Origin of the sequence: Dialister sp., from assembly GCF_051885895.1 — a bacterium.
Classification (GTDB): domain Bacteria; phylum Bacillota; class Negativicutes; order Veillonellales; family Dialisteraceae; genus Dialister.
Genome location: NZ_JBJEXP010000021.1, coordinates 13992 through 31977 on the forward strand (window position 1 = coordinate 13992; position 17986 = coordinate 31977).

Genomic DNA, 17986 nt, shown 5'->3' on the forward strand with positions numbered 1-17986 from the left:
TAGTGAGTCGTTTCCCTTTTAGGAGTGAAGGTTGACAGCCCTAACAGGCAAAGGTCCTCAGAGTTCTCAGGGTTTGACAGGCCCCAAAGGCCTGAAAGGCTGCGGTGGCACCCATGGGGCCGCTGCGCGGCCCGGGTTCAGAAGGTTCATAGGGTTCTGCCCGCTTCCGGCGGGCGGGTTCAGAGGTTGGTGGTATCACCGCCTTCGGCAGTGATGAGTATAAAGTCAGCGTTACGGGATTTACTTTTGTCTCTCCAGTGCCCCATGACGAAGCGCCAGAGCCTACTTCCTCCGGAAAGAGCCTGCATTACACGCCCTGCCTTCCCGCCCCGCTTTGTATCATTTTCTTTTCAACATAGACAGGGTCTTTCTGTGCCGGTAGAATTCGTCTTCCTGAATTCTCCTTCACTGCCCGTGAAACACCAGGGAAGCCGCATTGTCAGCTCCAATGAAAATCAGCGTCCCTCTTTCCCAAGGACGCTGCATGATTGATTATTGATTTCTTTTCCTGTCATATCGCTTTCTGAAAAGAATTCCGCTTGCCAGAGGCTGCAGATAAAGATAGAAAGCAAACAGCATGCTCCACACCGGCGCCCCCAAAGCAGCGAGAGGCACGGCTGAGGCTACGCTCCAGGGAATAAGGGCAGAAATGACAATGGCCGTATCTTCCAGCCCCAGGGCCGTTTCCCGGCGATTGGGAAAGAGTGACCCGCAAAGCTTTTCTACCATAATCGATGTCAGCGTCTGATTGCACGCTACGGAAGCCACGCCCAATGACACGACGGCCGTACAGCCGAAGGGATTCAGATAAGAAGACAGCTTATATATTTCCCTTTGGATCCGCTCCAGCAGATTTGTTTCCTCAAAAATACCGGAATAGGAACAGGAAATGGACACGATCAGCGCAGGAGAAATCATGGATTTCACACCGCCTCCGTTCATCATGGCTGCCAGCGAATCATCCGGTGCATCATAACCATTGAAAATAGCCATGGCCAATGACTTCATATCCATGGACTGGCAGGTCATGCATATGGCAGAAGCAGCCAGTAAGCTGACAAGCATGGTCTTCCATACAGCGATTTTGGCTATGGACATGACAATCACCACCAGTGCCGGTATCAATACAATCCAGGACAAATGGTAAAATGCCTGAAACTTATCCAGTATATCCAGATTCACCTGCTCATGAGGAAGCATACACCCCATGCAGCCATAGAAAATACAGGTTATCAGGCAGGAAATTGCTGCGCGCCGGGCCATCTGCACTAAATTTTCGTATAAATCGGTCTGTGTAATGGACGCCACCACCAGGGCGCTGGTAGAAAGCGGAGAACAACGGTCACCTACATATATGCCGCTCAGAACAGCACCGCCGCTCCAGGCCGGATTCACGCCTATGGAATTCCCAATGGTCATGGTAATCACACCCATGGTCGCCGCCGTGCCAAAGGATGTGCCAATCAGCATGGAAAGTCCTGCATTCAGCAGAAAGGTAACCGGAAGAAAGGCCTCGGGACTGATGAAATGACCCGCCTCATAGACAATAAAAGGAATGGTTCCCGATGCTCTCCATACAGCCGTTATACCGCCAATAAGCATGAATACCACAAGCACCATACGGACACCATAAATACCATCCAATGACAGACGGCAGAGCCGTTTCACTGAAAGGCCGCGATGGAGGCCATAGGCGAAAAAGATCAAATAGCCAAAAAGGAGGGCATAAACGATGGATGCTCCGAAAAGAAGACAGGCTATGAGCCCGGCGGCAAAAAAGCCCAGCATTATGAATTCCATAAAATCCTCCGCAGCTGCAGGGAAACATCATATTTCATATAAAATGATTATATAAAATCAAAGTCTGCAAGTAAAACAGCTCTTTTTAACTGCTTTAACAAATTTTATCTGTCATGAATAAAGAACAGCCGCCCATCATAGGCAATCTGCTATAGGAAGGTGTCCATGCGGCCATCACGGCACATCTATCATTACTTTCTGAAAATATACACCGCTTAAAACTCTCCTGCTCCATGTCCTCCATGATTTTAGATCTATCAAACGCCGTAGACTGATCTCTTCCCTGCTCCAATCAAAAAAGCAGCGAAGCTCCAAAAGAGTTTCGCTGCTTTTCTATTATATTATGCCTGCAGGGTGCCTACAATTTCATTCACGTCTCTGACGTTATTCCTGTCGCACCAGGCGTCCAATTCATCCACAATGCGTTCCATGGCTGTAGGATCCGCCAGATTGGCAGTGCCTACCTGCACGGCTGCCGCGCCGGCCATCATGAATTCCACCACATCTTCGCCGGTCATAATGCCGCCCAGACCGCAAACGGGAATATGAACGGCTTTGGCCACCTGCCATACCATGCGCAGGGCTACCGGCTTCACTGCCGGACCGGAAAGGCCGCCGGTAATGTTGCCCAGAATGGGACGGCGGGTACGGGTATCTATGGCCAGCCCCAGCAGGGTATTGATAAGGGAAATCCCGTCAGCCCCTGCCTCTTCCACTGCTTTGGCAATGGTTACAATATCCGTCACATTGGGGGACAGCTTTACAATAACCGGAAGGCTGGTGGCTTCTTTGACTGCCTTTGTCACAGCTGCTGCCTGTTTAGGATCCGTGCCGAAGGCAGCACCCCCTTCTTTCACGTTAGGGCAGGAAATATTAACTTCCAGGGCGGAGATGCCGGGAACGGTAAGTATTCTGGCACATTCTGCATACTCTTCCACACTCTTGCCCACCATATTGGCAATAAAAGGCGTGCCCAGCTTTCTGACCTCCGGAAGATAATGTTCAATGAAGTAGGGAGCGCCGGGATTTTCCAGACCGATGCAGTTCAGCATGCCCGACGTAGTTTCCGCTATGCGGACGCCTTCATTGCCCTTCCAGGGAGTAGGCGCCAGTCCTTTGCCCGAAAGGGCGCCCACTTTGTGCATATCGATGTAATCAGCCAGTTCCAGGCCAAATCCCACAGTGCCGGAGGCACCGATAACAGGACTGGCCATGGGGATGCCGAGGAAATTGACAGCCAGACTGCTCATAATACAACCTCCTCTGCATTGAATACAGGACCGTCAGCGCAGACTTTGTAATGACCTTTTCCGTCTTTTCTGTCGCATACACAGCCCAGGCAGGTGCCTATGCCGCAGCCCATGCGCCTTTCCATAGACACTTCACAGTATACGCCGGCGTCCTTTGCCATCTGGGCAGCGGTCCGCATCATAATGCCGGGGCCGCAGACGCAGGCTTCATCCACCTTTTCTTCAGCGAAAAGTTTGGGCAGCACGGACACAGAGAACCCTTTGATGCCGTAGGATCCGTCATCAGTGGTGACGATCATCTGCCTTACTTTCTTCGGGAAGAGGTCTTTCCAGAAGACTTCTTCCTTATTTCTTCCGCCAATGACCACAGTCATCTGGCCTTCCCGGGAGACTCTGGCCATAAAGAGGATGGGGGCGATGCCTACGCCGCCGCCGATTCCTACGATGTGGTCTTTATCCATATCAAAGGAGGTGCCCAGGGGTCCCAGGCAGTCCAGGGTATCCCCCACCTTCAGATGGGACATGGCTTCCGTTCCCTTTCCCACAATGCGGTAAATGATTTCTACCAGACCCCTGCCGGGATCCGTGCCGGCGATGGAAATAGGCCGGCGCAGGATATAGCGGGGATCATTCACCTTCACATGGACGAACTGACCGGGCTTTGCTTCTTTGGCAATCCGGGGCAGTTCGATCTGCATGAGCCAGATATCCGGTCCCACATGGTTATGGACCCGGATGATCCCTTTTTCAACAAAACCTGACATATCAATTCTCCTTCACATAGTCCTGGATAGCTTCTACATGGTGTTCAGCGCCGCCGGTGGAAGCCATGACGCGAAGCACTTCCTTCGCCGTATCCAGAGAGGTAATGCAGGGGATGGCCAGTTCTACCGCAATGCGGCGGAGATCATAGCCTTCCTGTTCGATCTGGCTGCCGTAGGAAATGGTATTCAGCACCATATCCACCTTGCCCGATTTCAGATACTTTTCGCAGTTTTCCCCTTTTTCATGAATCTTCTTGATGATTTCCACCGGAATGCCCAGGCTCTGGAAATAAGCACCGGTACCGGAGGTGCAGATAAGATGGTATCCCAGTTTTACAAATCCCTTGGCCAGTTCTGCCGTTTCCGGTTTATCTCTGTCGCTGACAGTAATGAGTACATTGGCGCCGGCAGGAACCATCAGGTTGGCTGCCACGACTGCCTTGTAGAGGGCTTCCTGATAGGTATGGCCGATACCCATAACTTCACCGGTGGACTTCATTTCCGGTCCCAGCTTGATTTCAACCAGTCCCAGTTTGGAGAAGGAGAACACCGGTGCCTTGATGGCTACATAGTTCTTCGGCGGAACAAGTCCAAGCGGCAGACCCAGGGAATGGAGCGGTTCGCCCAGAGCCACCCGGGTAGCATATTCTACCATGTTGATGCCCGTAATCTTGCTCATGAAGGGCACAGTACGGCTGGCGCGGGGGTTCACTTCGATGACGTATACCTTTCCGCCGACTACGATGAACTGGATATTGACAAGGCCTTTGACGTTCATGGCGCAGGCAATGTCCTTTGTATATTTGGTGAGGGTTTCAATCACATCCTGGGACAGGTGCTGCGGCGGGTACACGGCAATGGAGTCGCCGGAATGAACGCCGGACCGTTCGATCTGTTCCATGATACCGGGGATGCAGACATCCACGCCGTCGGAAATGGCATCGATTTCCACTTCACGGCCTACCATGTACTGGTCAATGAGCACGGGGTGTTCATGAGAAGCAACCACTGCTTCCTTCAGATACTGACGGAGCTCTGCCTGGTCATAGACAATCTGCATGGCACGGCCGCCCAATACGTAGCTCGGACGGACGATGAGCGGATAGGTAAGCTCTTCCGTCTTCTGCATGGCTTCTTCCACGCTTTCTACCAGGCAGCCCTTCGGACGGGGAATACCCAGCTGGCCGCAGAGAGTATCAAACCGTTCGCGGTCTTCTGCCATATCAATGGATTCATTGGAGGAACCGATGATACGGACGCCTCTCTTGGCCATGGGGGTAGCCAGATTGATGGCAGTCTGTCCGCCGAACTGGCAGATGACTCCTTCAGGCTTTTCCTTTTCAATGACTTCCATCACGTCCTGCTCGGTGAGCGGTTCGAAATAGAGAGAATCGGAGGTATCAAAGTCCGTGGATACGGTTTCCGGGTTGTTGTTGATAACGATGGATTTCTTTCCTGCCTTTTTCAGTGCCCAGGAAGCATGAACAGAGCAGTAGTCGAATTCAATGCCCTGCCCGATGCGGATGGGGCCGGAGCCGAAGACGACTACAGAGCCTTTGCCCTGGGGTTTAACTTCATCCTCTGCGCCGTAGGTGGAATAGTAGTAGGGCGTATGGGCTTCAAATTCTGCAGCACAGGTATCGACCATCTTGAAGTCAGGATGGAAATCCAGCTTCTTCTTGAAGTTTTCCACATCCTTGACTGTTACTTCTGCAAAGTGGGCGATGGCTTCATCAGGCATCTGAATCCGTTTGGCCGCTTTCAGCGTTTCTTCTGTAAGGCCTTCCTTCAGGAGACGTCGTTCCATTTTGATAATATTCTGGATCTTGTAGATGAAGAAGAGGTCAATACGGGTAATGCGGTTGATTTCTTCCGGTTCAATACCGCGGCGGAGCGCTTCTGCCACTACGAAGATTCTTTCATTGTCGATACGCTTTAAGAGGCAGCGGATATCATAGAGGGACTGGCCGTCCAGTTTCTTCAAATGAAGGTATCCTTCCCCTACTTCCAGGGAACGGAGCGCCTTCAGCAGGGCTCCTTCCAGGGTGCGGTCCAGTGCCATGACTTCGCCGGTGGCTTTCATCTGGGTGCCGATTTCCCTGTCTGCCAGGGTGAATTTTTCAAAGGGCCATCTGGGGAATTTGCAGACCACATAGTCGATGGACGGTTCGAAGCACGCTTTTGTATTGCCGGTAATGGCATTGGTGATTTCGTCCAGGTGCATGCCCAGGGCAATCTTGGCTGCTACCTTGGCAATAGGATAGCCGGTAGCCTTGGAAGCCAGGGCGGAGGAACGGCTCACACGGGGATTGACTTCAATGACATAGTACTGGTTTGTTTTGGGATCCAGGCCATACTGCACGTTACAGCCGCCTTCGATCTGCAGATAGCGGATAATATTGATGGAAGCGGTACGGAGCATCTGGTACTGGCCGTCCGTCAGAGTCTGGGTTGGTGCCACGACGATGGAATCGCCGGTATGGACACCCACAGGATCGATGTTTTCCATGGCGCATACGATGATGCAGTTGTCTGCGCTGTCCCGCATGACTTCAAATTCGATTTCCTTCCAGCCTGCAATGGAACGTTCCACCAGAATCTGGTTGATAGGAGACAGCTTGATGCCGCGGTTGGCGATTTCTTCCATTTCATAGCGGTCGTGGGCAATGCCGCCGCCGGTGCCGCCAAGGGTATAGGCAGGGCGGATAATCACGGGGTAGCCGATTTTATCTGCAAAAGCCACAGCCGGTTCCAGTTCTTCAAAAATATCCGATTCCGGTACAGGCTGGTGGATTTCCTCCATGGCTTCCTTGAAGAGCTCACGGTCCTCCGCATGCTTGATGGCATGAAGAGAAGAGCCCAGAAGTTTTACGTTATATTTTTCCAGCACTCCTGCTTCCGACAGCTGTACGGCCATATTGAGGCCCACCTGTCCGCCCAGGGTAGCCAGCAGGGCATCCGGCCTTTCCTTTTTAATGACTTCTGTTACGAAGGGAAGGGTAATCGGTTCGATATATACCCGGTCAGCAATGTCCACATCCGTCATAATGGTGGAAGGATTGCTGTTTACCAGGACCACTTCCACCCCTTCTTCACGGAGGGAGCGGCAGGCCTGGGTGCCGGCATAGTCAAATTCGGCTGCCTGTCCGATGACGATAGGGCCGGAACCAATGACAAGCACTTTCTTGACGTCTTTATTGATCATTTTTTAAATTCCTCCATGGCCTTGGTAAATTCAGCAAAGAGATAGAAATTATCCTTTGGTCCCGGAGAAGCTTCCGGATGGTACTGCACTGCCTGAATCGGAAGCGTCTTGTGGCGGATGCCTTCAATGGTGCCGTCGTTCACGCTGCGGTGGGTTACTTCAATGCAGTCCGGAAGGCCTTCATCGGAAATCGCATAGCCATGGTTCTGGCTGGTAATATAGACACGGCCTGTACGGAGATCCTTCACCGGATGGTTGGAGCCTCTGTGTCCGAAGGGCAGTTTGAAGGTATGGCCGCCCAGGGCAGTGGCCAGCATCTGGATGCCCAGGCAGATACCGAAAATAGGCCGTTTCCCGATAAGCTTTTTCACTGTATCAACCACATAGGGCACATCCTGGGGATCCCCCGGTCCGGGAGAGAGGAAAATACCGTCCGGATTGCCTGCCATCAGTTCTTCTGCCGACGTATGGGCAGGGAAAACATGAACGGTGCAGTCGTTGGCTGCCAGGCTGACCAGAATATTTTTCTTCAGACCGCAGTCCAGGAGAGATACCTGGTATTTCCCATTTCCGTAGGTATAGGGATATGCTGTGGTCACCCGTTCCACCTGATCCCGGTGGAGCGGCTTTGCCAGCTGGGCCTGAATGAACTCTTCGCTCCGTTCAGCGCTGACAATGACAGCTTTCATGACGCCCTGGGTGCGGACCATGCGGGTCACCGCACGGGTATCCACGTTATACAGGCAGGGCACATGGTATCTTTCAATGAAATCCGTAATTTTTTCCTTGCATTCCCAGTTGCTCGGATGTTCTGCAATCTGATCCAGCACATAGCCTGCAGCTGCCGGTTTTCTGTTCTGCATGAAAAGGTCATTGGCGCCGTAATTGCCAATGAGCGGATAGGTGAGCGTCAGGATCTGCCCTTCATAGGAAGGATCCGTGAAGCATTCCTGGTATCCTGTCATGCCCGTGTTAAATACCAGTTCTCCCAGGCCTTCCACAGACCCCAGGAGATCCCCTTCAAAACGGGCGCCGTTTTCCAAAATCAAGAGGCCTTTCATTTGAGCACCTTTCCTTCTTTCATAACGATTTCTCCGTCAACTACAGTCAGTACAGCCTTACCTTTGAGGGTAATATTTTCATAAGGCGTAAAGAGAGACTTGGTATACAGGTCTTTCCCGTGCACTGTCCATTCTTTGTCCGGATCAAATACAGTAATATCCGCAGGAGCGCCCTTTTCCAGCACGCCGCCTTCTACGCCCAGGAGTCTGGCCGGATTGACACTCATGAGTTCCACAATGCGGTCCAGTGTAAAGCCGCAGGTATGATAGAGCACAGTCAGCGTGGAGGCCAGAGAGGTTTCCAGTCCTGCAATGCCGTTGGGTGCGCAGTTGAAAGGCACATCCTTTTCTTCATTGCAGTGAGGCGCATGGTCCGTCATGATGGCATCAATGGTGCCATCCTTCAGGCCTTCGATCAGAGCCTTCCGGTCATCTTCCGTACGGATAGGCGGAGCCATCTTGAAAGCGGTATCATAATCCTTCAGCCATTCATCGGTGAAATACAGATGCTGAGCCGTTACTTCCGTAGAGCAGTTCACGCCCTTCTTCTTGGCTTCCCGGATAAGGTCCACCGCTTTTTTGCTGGAAACATGGGCAATATGGATATGGCAGCCGGTAAGCTCGGAAAGAAGCAGGTCTCTTGCTACTGCAATATTTTCTCCTGCCGCCGGACGTCCTGTAACGCCCATGGCATAGGATACCTTTCCTTCATTCATGAAACCGCCGCCGCACATGGTCATGTCTTCCGCATGGTCAATCACCATCTTGTGGAGCATATCGGCATATTCCATAGCCCGTCTCATGAAATTGGCACTTTCTACATAGTGTCCGTCATCAGAGAAAGCCACCGCACCGTCAGCCGCCATATCTCCCATTTCAGAAAGCTGCTTTCCTTCCAGATTTTTGGAAATGGAACCGATGACACTGACCTTCACCACGCCCACGTCCCGGGCCCGTTTCAGCACATCCCGGAGCACAGCGGAATTATCAATGACAGGCTTTGTATTGGCCATGGTAGCCACCCGGGTGATACCGCCGGCAGCAGCTGCCTGGGTGCCTGTATGGATGTCTTCCTTCGCTTCCTGTCCCGGTTCCCGAAGGTGTACATGCATGTCGATGAGACCCGGTGTTACTACCAGACCGGTGGCATCGAACACTTCCACATCACTGCCCGTAACCGGGATTTCCTTTCCGATTTCTGCAATCTTTCCGTCTTCTACGAGGATATCTCCCACTTCATGCTGCTTTCTGGCGGGATTTACAATCGTTCCGTTTTTAATTAAGAGCATCAATGTCTTTACCCTCCGTCAGTGTCAAATATTCCAGAGCCATGCGTACGGCTACGCCGTTACGCACTTCCTCCTGAATCCAGGATTTTTCATCATAGGCCACATCATAGCCGATTTCTATGCCCCTGTTCATAGGACCGGGGTGAATAACCGCCACATCGGGCTTGCAGAGGGCAAGCCGTTTCTTGTTGATGCCAAAGAGGCGGGCGTATTCGCGTGTGGTAGGAATAAACCCGGCAGCCGCTCTTTCCAGCTGGATACGGAGAATATTAATAGCGTCCGCATCCTTCAGGGCTGTTTCCAGATCATCATCCACAATGCAGCCCATGGCTTCCAGTTCCTTCGGCACCAGCGTGCGGGGTCCCACCAGGTGCACCTCTGCCCCCAGCTTGGAAAAGCCCACAATATCGCTTCTGGCAACCCGGGAATGAAGGATATCGCCGATAATGACATACTTCATTCCTTTAATTTTCTTACCTGCTTCCTTCAGCGTGAACAGTTCCAGAAGCGCCTGGCTGGGATGGGCATGGGCCCCGTCTCCTGCATTCAGCACCACCGGCACCTTCACCTTCGGGCTCATCACTTTGGATGCAAAAAGAGCGGCCCCCTCTGACGAATCGCGAATAATCACTGCATCCACTCCCATTGCGGAAACGGTAAGCAATGTATCTCGCATGCTTTCACCTTTCGTCATCGAGCTGCCGCTCTTCGTAATATTAATCACATCGGCTCCCAAATACTTACCGGCAAGCTCGAAAGAACTGCGTGTCCTGGTAGATGCTTCGGAAAACACTGTCACAATGGATTTCCCTTTGAGGAAATCTTTCTTCTTGTTGTCAGACAAAACAATCTTTTTCATCTGTGCTGCTACTTGAAGGATTCGTTCGATCTCTTCCGCTGTAAAATCAGCCAATCCGAGAACGGAACGCCCTTGTAGTGAAATCGCGCTCATGCCGGCCTCCTAAAAAATAACATCAAAATAGTTATCTCTATAATCATATAGAGATTGACCTGCTTTTTCAATAGGAAGAAAAATTAAAATTCCCTTACAGACAGGCAGTGTCCCATCTGTATGTATTATATATGAAATGAAAATGTTCATAAAGAGGCGAAGTAGAGTTTAGTCAGTAATCTGGTGAGCTGGCCTTCTCTGTCATTTTGAGCGTATCCAGGGATTCTCATGGTCTGACTGTCTGTAGTCTGACGTCTGACCGCCGCACCGTCTTATCGGACAGCGATACTCATGTCGTTGCGCCCCGGTCCCGATTGCAGTCCCGGCCGGAGGCCGCCCCCGTCATTTCGAGCGAAGTCGAGAAATCTACTCCAGTTTCTGGTTTCCTGGTTCTGGTTTCCGGATCTCAGGGAACAGCTGCTGAGAGAATGATAAAGGAAGGCAGCGGCTTCTGCCATGGGTAAAATTGGAGGACGGCTGAGGATTCCTGTTTATAAAAAGCGGAGACCTCCTTCATGATTTAAGGATGTCTCCGCTTTCATGATTATTTATTTTTGGAAAGTCCATGGTTTCTGAAATAAGAAGCCGCTAATAATTTTCTCCTCTCTCATTTGGCACCGGGATAAATACTCGTCATCTCTTTCCCGTTACCTTCTACATGACCGGTTGTATTATTCCAAACTTTTAAATCTCCATTGGGATAATAATATCCTTCATTGATTTTTATGGGATTCTGATAATAGCCGGTACTGTCGTTCTTAGCATATTTATCAGGATTATTGCTATAATCACTCTGTAGTTGACTAAAGGTGACTCCTTTATTATCTGCCGCCGAATAATAAGACACCACGAAGAATCCGTTCGTATTGACCCTGGCATACCAGCCGTCCCCTTCAGGCGTCTCGATATTCAGCTTCTGCGCCAGTGCCTGTCCGTCCGCGCTGTCGGAAGAAATATCCAGCGCCTGGCCGGAGGGATTTCCCTGCAGCATATCCGCCAGGTTCTGGTACCGACCAGCCCCCAGCCGCCTGATAATATCGTCAGACGTAGAGGCCACCGGAAGCGCCGCCTTATCCAAAAGATTGCCGGCATTATTAAAAACGTTGGAAATGGAATTTCCTATGCCGCCTCCGCCATAGGAATAAATGCCAAAACCGATGCCTACTACCATAGCCAGCATCAGTGCATATTCAATAATATCCTGTCCATTCTGTTTTTTCATCAGCATTCATTCCTCTCCAAAAGAAACCGGACCTCGGCCCTCAGAAAACTCCTGATTTTCAAAAACAAACCTATCTTTTATTTATTATACCATGATAAGAAAATGCGCTGCACTTCTCCTGCAAAGAAATATTAAAAATAAATAAAAATTTTAAGCAGCCGTGCCGGTCTATGAAAAAGCACCTTGATTAAGCAGGCATGAACCCCCCTGCAGGATAGATCCGTATCATTTCCCGGAGGGAAGGCATCAACCTTCCTATCTTGATTTCGTCCTTTCAAATCCTGCATATAGTATCTATTTCTATTATTACATACAATATATGGTATAATAATTTTTCTCTAAATCCTTATAGAATAATTTTCAAAGCCCTTTATGACCGATATTTACTCTATTTTCCTCATAGCAGGAATCCGGCAGCTTTCATCCTCATTTTTTGACCGTCAACCAATTTTGATTTAAAATATATATAGAAAACGATGAACTTTTCCTTCATCACAATTTTATACAGAAAGGTGGGCTGATGAAAATGTTAGAGTTCAAGAAGATTCTCGTTCCTTATGATGGTTCTTCCTATGCGAAGAAAGCATTGGCTGCAGCCTGCGATACGGCCGCTTTGATTCCCGGCGCAGTGCTGTTCATTGCAACCGTAACACCGGCTGAACAGCCAAAGGAAAAAGTACGGATTTCCAAATCCACGGCATCCGTGGATGAGCCGCCGCCGAAAAATCCAGGTGAACTCCTGCTGGAAGAAGCAGATGCTCTCATTCCAAAAAACATTCCCCGGGAACTGATTCTTCGTGTAGGCAATCCTGGAGAAGAACTGGTAACACTGACCCTGCAGAAACCCTTTGATCTTATCATCATGGGCAGCCGCGGCAGGGGCGCGTTGAAGAGTCTCCTCATGGGTTCCGTTTCCAGCCACCTGGTGAATAATGTAAAATGTTCCGTATGGATTATTAAATAGGGCAGCAAAAAGGAGGCTTCCGTTAAAGGAAGCCTCCTTTCTGCTGTATAGGCCCAGGTAGTTTCACTCACTTTTTACTTTTTCTCCTGAAGAGAAACGGACTGCCGCATCAATGACCCTGGCAAAGGCCGGCGGAATCACTTCTTTGCTCAGTCTTTCTCCCAAAGCCCTGCCGATGATGACGCCCTTGTTCCCGTAAAGCCAGGCAAAATAGTAAAACTCCAGTGCCTCCCTGTTTCGGGGGTTGATATTTTTCAGTTTGGCCGGCGGGTAGTACCCCTTGGGAAGCCCCAGCTTGGCTCCTGCCTTCTTGATCAGGGAGGTATTTACCACATCACCTGCTTCTTCTATATCTCCTATCACCTGATCCAGCACTTTTCTGCCCCGATGGGCCAGGCATGCCTTCACCACGTCCATTTCATAGCAGATATAATCGGTGAAAAATACATAGGGCGACTGCCTGGCTGTATTCATCACATCCCGGTCATATAGACACACGGCAGGAATATGGAATCTTCGTACCAGCTGGGCAATTTTGGAAATGGAGCTCTCTCCTCTGGCATTGATGAGACAGATCCCGTGGTAGTCAAAATTAACTCCCAGCGTCTTCGCAAAATAGCCGAAAGAGCCGTACTCCGTTTCTCCTTCTACCAGGATGGTGCATTTGGAATAGAGTGCTTCCTTTACTTCCGGGAAATGCATGATCAGATGTTTTTCTATTTCGCTGTCAAACCGGAAAGAAGCGCCGCAGGCGGCCTGTACTTTTTTCCTGTCATCCCAGTACATGCGGATAATCTGCCGGTAATCGTTCACCAGGGAATCGGTGGAATGGGTCACTACGAAAAGCTGGCCGTTCAGTCCGTCCACGCCCAGGATCGTCTGTACCAGCTTCAGGAAAAAGGGCTCCTCATTATTCAGGATAGAGCGACAGAACGCCAGCATAGCCCGCTGCAGATAGGGGTGCAGATGGAGTTCCGGTTCATCAATACTTACTGTCATGGGAAGGAAACGGCGCCCCTTCTTGTCCGTAATCACCATGTTTTCAAAGGAAATGGCCCGGCTTTCCTTCTTATTCATCATCTTGATCAGAAGCGATGTCCCCACAGCGATCATGAGCTTCATAGTAGAATCGTAGGATGTGCCGATGGCAATGGAGCGGAAAATTTCATTGAATAGCACAAGCGTAGCTTTTCTTGCATCCTCTCGGGGCAGAGAAAGATGGAACCCCCGCTCATTCAGCAGTGTTTCCACCTCCTGAATCACTTCGGGCCCGCTGGACAGGTAACCTTCAAAAATGGAAATGGTTTTGGCGATATCCTCTTCGGAAATCATCTTTCTTGGCACTTCATTCAGCGCAAAATCGATGTAGAAAAGGCAGCGCATATACTCCAGAGGAAGCTCTTTCCCGTCATCCAGATTATACAGCTTGGGCACCACTTCCCGTACATGCTGGCGGAGTTCCAGATGAGCCGTATCCTTAAGACCGTCATCTTCTGATGACAGTGTCAGACTGATCCGGATCGGTTCATCCGCATCCAGAAAATCCTTCTCCTTAAATCCATATCCATGGGTTACAAATTTCAGAAGAGTGAGAAAATTACTTTTCCCGATATTGTTATCCCCTACAATATAGTTCACCCGGCTGTCAAACTGCAGTTCCACATGCCGGAAGGTACGGTAGTTTTCCACCACCATATGGGATATAAACATGGACACCCCTCCTTGCACCTGAATGATTTCTTTTCTTTATTATATCATGATGAGAAGGGGTGAAAAGTGTTCAAAGGGAGCAAAAGGGGAGGCTGCCAGGTTCTTCGACTCCGAAGGTCATGGCTCCTGAAGAAGAAACGACTTACTCCATTTTGTGCTTTGCTTCTTCAAAGCGTGTTCACTGTGCACCGCCTATGGCAGCGGGCCGTGTAAAAAGGTTGCATCGGCGCTCAAGGGGGGATGGCAGCGCCCTTTACATCATAAAAGGCCGCCGGATTTTTATAGTCAGCATTACCCGTTTTCTCCTTTCCCAAACTGTCATTTTTTGCTCTCCCGCCCTCTCCTGCCACTAAAAAAACGACGCCCTCCTATTTCAAAGAGCGCCGCTTTTTTCCTCACTGATTCATGACCGGCATCCTGCAGGAAGTCCGTAGCATCCCTTCTTACTGATTCTCAAAGGGATCGTCTTCCGGATTTCTGTTGTTCAGGATTTCATCCAGCGTTTTCATGGGGCACATGGAGCCGCACATGGTGCAGGTAAATTCATCCTCCGGCTGGCTGCTTTCTCTGTATCTTCTGGCCTTGGCCGGATCAATGGCCAGCGGAATCATTTCTTTGAAATCCACCTTTCTTCTGGCCCAGGACATCTTTTCATCCCAGCGGGACGCTCCCTTGATTCCTTTAGCCAGATCAGCAGCGTGGCAGGCAATCTTGGATGCCACAATACCTTCATGCACATCATCCACATCGGGAAGGCGCAGATGCTCTGCCGGTGTGACGTAGCACAGGAAATCAGCGCCGCAGGAAGCGGAAAGAGCGCCGCCGATGGCTGCGGTAATATGGTCATATCCCGGTGCCACATCGGTGACAATAGGCCCAAGCACGTACAGAGGCGCTCCATGGGTCAGCTTTTTGGCAATTTCCACATTCATGCGGATGTCGGAAATCGGCATATGTCCCGGTCCTTCCACCATCACCTGCACTCCGGCCTTTCTCGCCCGGAGCACCAGTTCTCCCAGATTGATCAGTTCGGAAATCTGGATCGCATCGGTGGAATCATGGCCGCTTCCGCTCCGGCAGCCATCTCCCAGGGAAAGGGTGACATCATATTTCTTCAAAAGCTCCAGCAGACGGTCAAACTGTTCATAAAACGGATTTTCCCTGCCATGCATGTACATCCAGGCAAAAAGGATGGAGCCGCCACGGGACACCAGGTTCGTAATCCGCTTGTTTCTCATAATATGCTTTGCCGTTTCCCGGTTCAGACCTGCATGAATGGTCATGAAATCCACGCCGTCCTTCGCATGCCGTTCCACCACAGAGAATAAATCATCGGCCGTCATGTCCTTCAGCCCTTTATGCAGCACCCCTTTGACATCATACATGGGCACCGTGCCGATGGCGGCCGGGCTGTTCCTGACCAGCCATTCCCGGAAAGGCGCCGTCTCCCCGTAGCAGGAAAGGTCCATAATGGCTTCCGCCTTCATTTCCCAGGCCAGTTTGGCCTTTGCCTGTTCCGTTTCATAATTGCATACATCTTCCGAAATCCCCAGATTCACATTCATCTTCGTGCGAAGACCCTTCCCGATGGCATAGGGATGAAGGGATTTGTGATATATATTGGCGGGAATGACAATGGTGCCTTCTGCGATTCCCTGCCTGATAAATTCTGCCGTTACGCCCTCTTCCCGCGCAGCGGTCTCCATTTCCTTTGTAATGATTCCCTGTCTTGCCGCTTCCAGTTGTGTCATAGATTCCTCCCATGAAAAAAAGCCCGCCTTAGCGGGCTTTGAACAAACAGCAATCTGCTTCCTTACGTCGGTATGAACCGCATCAAGTTCAAAGGGTCGGAAATACATTCCTCTCAGTCTACTGACTCCCCCAGCATGTATGTATTATACCATATGAAAGAAAGGTGCAAAGGATTTGATGGAGCTGCAAAACAAAAAAAGCCGGAACATAACGTTCCAGCTTGAATCATCATGATGGTGCCGAGGACCGGAATCGAACCGGTACGAATCTCACGATTCGAGGGATTTTAAGTCCCTTGCGTCTGCCAGTTCCGCCACCCCGGCAGGTTGTCTATTATGATGATGTAATAATTAAATATGGAGGCGGCACCCAGAATCGAACTGGGGATAAAGGTTTTGCAGACCTCTGCCTTACCGCTTGGCTATGCCGCCATATGGAGCGGAAAACGGGACTCGAACCCGCGACCCCAACCTTGGCAAGGTTGTGCTCTACCACTGAGCTACTTCCGCACTGGCGACCCGGATCAGATTTGAACTGACGATCTCCGCCGTGACAGGGCGGCATGTTAGACCACTACACCACCGGGCCGCACGTAAGTTACTTAATAAGTATACCCACCATCCCCCGTTTTGTCAAGGGAATGCAAAGGCCCATCATTTTGCGGTAAAAACAGGAGAAAAAGGGAGAGAATCATAGCATACAGGAAATTCATTCATAAAACGCCGAAAAAACTTTTCCATAATTTGCGGATTTTTTCCTCCCTTCCTTAAAAATTGGAAGGAAATGATCCCGGTTTCACCGTTTCTCCCAAAGGAACCTCGAAGAAGTCTTCATCAAATGTGCCCCTGGCGATTTTTCGAAGAATGCCGTACTCCCCTTTCACCTGGTGCAGGCGCCCCTGCAGAAGCTCCACCAGCGGTTCAATATAAGCCTTCACCGGTGCCGTATCATAGCAGCCTGTATCAATAATATAAAAGTCCCGGATAGAGCCATAGAGCTTCTTCAGATAGTCCCGGGCCTCCTCCCTGCCCATCTTTTTCTCCAGTCTGGCCATATCAATGGAGGACTCCTGCATGAATCGCATCCAGCTCTCCGTCAAAAAGACGCCATGCATATCCCTCTGCAGATTCTTCAAAGAGTTTCCTGACAGAAGAATATCCAAACAGTCACGGGTTTTCGGATAAATCAGAGGAGCCGACGAAGCCCTCATGCCTTCATTGCCTCCGCCGCAGCCGGTGGTGCAGACCACAATACGGGATACATTATAGAAATGATCAATTTTATCCTGCACATAATGATGGAGCGCCCTGGGATCCCGATGCAGTCCCGGAGGCATAAAATATACCACACTATCAGAATGCGCCTCTTCCAGTGCCTTCTTCAGTTCCCCTTCCAATGTGGGGCAGGCCAGAATGACTGTATGATTATTCATAAAAGCACCTCACCTGAACATATAAAAAAAGGCCAGCCACATGAGAATTGTCACAGCGCCTCCCCAGACCATAACCATCTTCCGGCTTTCTCTCTTCTCCCCGGATGCCTCTTTTTTCACTCTGCCAAAGCGGGATTTTTCCCCCTCCAAAAGCAGGAGCACCACAAAGGCTCCCACCTCCACATAAAGGAAAGAGGAAATCCAGGATTCTCCCCCGTCCAGGACACTGACCAGAATCGAGGGAAGAAGGATAAGAAGAAAGCAGATTGTCCTCACCAGATGGTACCAGAAAGGATATACCCTCTCAGGGCCCGGTTTCTTCACTGCTGTCCAGCACCACAGGGTTGCCAGAAGCCCCAGCGCAAGAAACAGAAAATTAAATTCATCCATACCAGCCTCATCTTCCCGGGAGCATGCTGATTCACCTGTTTTCAGATTCATCACTGCATTCCCAAAGGAAATTTCCAGGAAAGCACCGATTCAATAGCTGTCTGATTTCATTTTTGGCAATACAGGGAATGGAATACCTCAAATTCGGCTGTTTAAAAAATCCCATGACAAAGCAGTACATAAAAATAATCATGA

Annotated in this window: 13 protein-coding genes, 4 tRNA genes and 1 riboswitch; of the genes, 1 reads left to right on the top strand and 16 read right to left on the bottom strand. The window is 50.3% G+C overall.

Going from position 1 to position 17986, the window contains the following annotated elements; all coding sequences use genetic code 11:
- Positions 1–492 precede the first annotated feature (492 nt).
- From ACI4N7_RS01460 to ACI4N7_RS01495, 8 genes are all read right to left on the bottom strand, one after another.
- Positions 493–1800, bottom strand: a complete 1308-nt coding sequence (locus ACI4N7_RS01460; protein WP_439731593.1) for a Na+/H+ antiporter NhaC family protein — start codon at positions 1798–1800, stop codon at positions 493–495.
- A gap of 341 nt (positions 1801–2141) precedes the next feature.
- Positions 2142–3050, bottom strand: coding sequence for a dihydroorotate dehydrogenase (locus tag ACI4N7_RS01465; protein WP_439731594.1), 909 nt, complete (start codon positions 3048–3050; stop codon positions 2142–2144).
- On the bottom strand, positions 3047–3814 hold the full coding sequence (locus ACI4N7_RS01470) for a dihydroorotate dehydrogenase electron transfer subunit (protein WP_439731595.1): 768 nt from the start codon (positions 3812–3814) through the stop codon (positions 3047–3049). The genes ACI4N7_RS01465 and ACI4N7_RS01470 overlap by 4 nt, the downstream gene beginning before the upstream one ends.
- Before the next feature lies 1 nt (position 3815).
- The gene (carB, locus tag ACI4N7_RS01475) at positions 3816–7016 is read right to left on the bottom strand and encodes a carbamoyl-phosphate synthase large subunit (RefSeq protein WP_439731627.1); all 3201 of its coding nucleotides are present in this window, start codon (positions 7014–7016) and stop codon (positions 3816–3818) included.
- Positions 7016–8080, bottom strand: a complete 1065-nt coding sequence (carA, locus tag ACI4N7_RS01480; RefSeq protein WP_439731596.1) for a glutamine-hydrolyzing carbamoyl-phosphate synthase small subunit — start codon at positions 8078–8080, stop codon at positions 7016–7018. The genes carB and carA overlap by 1 nt, the downstream gene beginning before the upstream one ends.
- The gene (locus ACI4N7_RS01485) at positions 8077–9372 is read right to left on the bottom strand and encodes a dihydroorotase (protein ID WP_439731597.1); all 1296 of its coding nucleotides are present in this window, start codon (positions 9370–9372) and stop codon (positions 8077–8079) included. The genes carA and ACI4N7_RS01485 overlap by 4 nt, the downstream gene beginning before the upstream one ends.
- Positions 9356–10321: an aspartate carbamoyltransferase catalytic subunit gene (locus ACI4N7_RS01490; RefSeq protein ID WP_439731598.1), complete on the bottom strand. Its 966-nt coding sequence runs from the start codon at positions 10319–10321 to the stop codon at positions 9356–9358. Before ACI4N7_RS01490 ends, ACI4N7_RS01485 begins: the two co-directional genes overlap by 17 nt.
- 607 nt (positions 10322–10928) lie before the next feature.
- Positions 10929–11543 (bottom strand): hypothetical protein, encoded by a 615-nt coding sequence (locus ACI4N7_RS01495; RefSeq protein WP_439731599.1) that lies wholly within the window; start codon positions 11541–11543, stop codon positions 10929–10931.
- Positions 11544–12063: 520 nt separating this feature from the next.
- Between ACI4N7_RS01495 and ACI4N7_RS01500 the strand changes: the two genes are divergently transcribed.
- Complete coding sequence (locus tag ACI4N7_RS01500; RefSeq protein WP_439731600.1) at positions 12064–12507, top strand: universal stress protein; 444 nt, start codon at positions 12064–12066, stop codon at positions 12505–12507.
- A 63-nt stretch (positions 12508–12570) separates the two neighbouring features.
- Here the strand turns inward: ACI4N7_RS01500 and ACI4N7_RS01505 are convergent, their stop codons facing one another.
- The 8 genes from ACI4N7_RS01505 to ACI4N7_RS01540 all read right to left on the bottom strand — a co-directional run bounded on the left by ACI4N7_RS01505 (position 12571) and on the right by ACI4N7_RS01540 (position 17791).
- Complete coding sequence (locus tag ACI4N7_RS01505; protein ID WP_439731601.1) at positions 12571–14217, bottom strand: ATP-dependent nuclease; 1647 nt, start codon at positions 14215–14217, stop codon at positions 12571–12573.
- A 443-nt stretch (positions 14218–14660) separates the two neighbouring features.
- Complete coding sequence (gene thiC, locus ACI4N7_RS01510) at positions 14661–15968, bottom strand: phosphomethylpyrimidine synthase ThiC (protein WP_439731602.1); 1308 nt, start codon at positions 15966–15968, stop codon at positions 14661–14663.
- Positions 15969–16010: 42 nt separating this feature from the next.
- Positions 16011–16110, bottom strand: a riboswitch (TPP riboswitch).
- 93 nt (positions 16111–16203) lie between these two features.
- Positions 16204–16292: transfer RNA gene (locus ACI4N7_RS01515), tRNA-Leu, on the bottom strand.
- A 34-nt stretch (positions 16293–16326) separates the two neighbouring features.
- A tRNA-Cys gene (locus ACI4N7_RS01520) sits at positions 16327–16400 on the bottom strand.
- 3 nt (positions 16401–16403) lie between these two features.
- A tRNA-Gly gene (locus ACI4N7_RS01525) sits at positions 16404–16478 on the bottom strand.
- 2 nt (positions 16479–16480) lie between these two features.
- Positions 16481–16557, bottom strand: a tRNA-Asp gene (locus tag ACI4N7_RS01530).
- 178 nt (positions 16558–16735) lie between these two features.
- Positions 16736–17401 (bottom strand): DUF1638 domain-containing protein, encoded by a 666-nt coding sequence (locus ACI4N7_RS01535; RefSeq protein WP_439731603.1) that lies wholly within the window; start codon positions 17399–17401, stop codon positions 16736–16738.
- Positions 17402–17410: 9 nt separating this feature from the next.
- Entirely contained in the window at positions 17411–17791 is a 381-nt protein-coding gene (locus ACI4N7_RS01540; protein ID WP_439731604.1) for a hypothetical protein, read from the bottom strand.
- Between the last annotated feature and the right edge of the window lie 195 nt (positions 17792–17986).

What these genes read in the sequence shown, in the direction of transcription:
- ACI4N7_RS01470 (WP_439731595.1), bottom strand. Translation starts at nt 3,814, where the DNA reads ATGTCAGGTTTTGTTGAAAAAGGGATCATCCGGGTCCATAACCATGTG.
- ACI4N7_RS01490 (WP_439731598.1), bottom strand. Translation starts at nt 10,321, where the DNA reads ATGAGCGCGATTTCACTACAAGGGCGTTCCGTTCTCGGATTGGCTGAT.
- carA (WP_439731596.1), bottom strand. Translation starts at nt 8,080, where the DNA reads ATGAAAGGCCTCTTGATTTTGGAAAACGGCGCCCGTTTTGAAGGGGAT.
- ACI4N7_RS01465 (WP_439731594.1), bottom strand. Translation starts at nt 3,050, where the DNA reads ATGAGCAGTCTGGCTGTCAATTTCCTCGGCATCCCCATGGCCAGTCCT.
- ACI4N7_RS01540 (WP_439731604.1), bottom strand. Translation starts at nt 17,791, where the DNA reads ATGGATGAATTTAATTTTCTGTTTCTTGCGCTGGGGCTTCTGGCAACC.
- ACI4N7_RS01500 (WP_439731600.1), top strand. Translation starts at nt 12,064, where the DNA reads ATGAAAATGTTAGAGTTCAAGAAGATTCTCGTTCCTTATGATGGTTCT.
- thiC (WP_439731602.1), bottom strand. Translation starts at nt 15,968, where the DNA reads ATGACACAACTGGAAGCGGCAAGACAGGGAATCATTACAAAGGAAATG.
- ACI4N7_RS01495 (WP_439731599.1), bottom strand. Translation starts at nt 11,543, where the DNA reads ATGAAAAAACAGAATGGACAGGATATTATTGAATATGCACTGATGCTG.
- ACI4N7_RS01460 (WP_439731593.1), bottom strand. Translation starts at nt 1,800, where the DNA reads ATGGAATTCATAATGCTGGGCTTTTTTGCCGCCGGGCTCATAGCCTGT.
- ACI4N7_RS01535 (WP_439731603.1), bottom strand. Translation starts at nt 17,401, where the DNA reads ATGAATAATCATACAGTCATTCTGGCCTGCCCCACATTGGAAGGGGAA.
- ACI4N7_RS01505 (WP_439731601.1), bottom strand. Translation starts at nt 14,217, where the DNA reads ATGTTTATATCCCATATGGTGGTGGAAAACTACCGTACCTTCCGGCAT.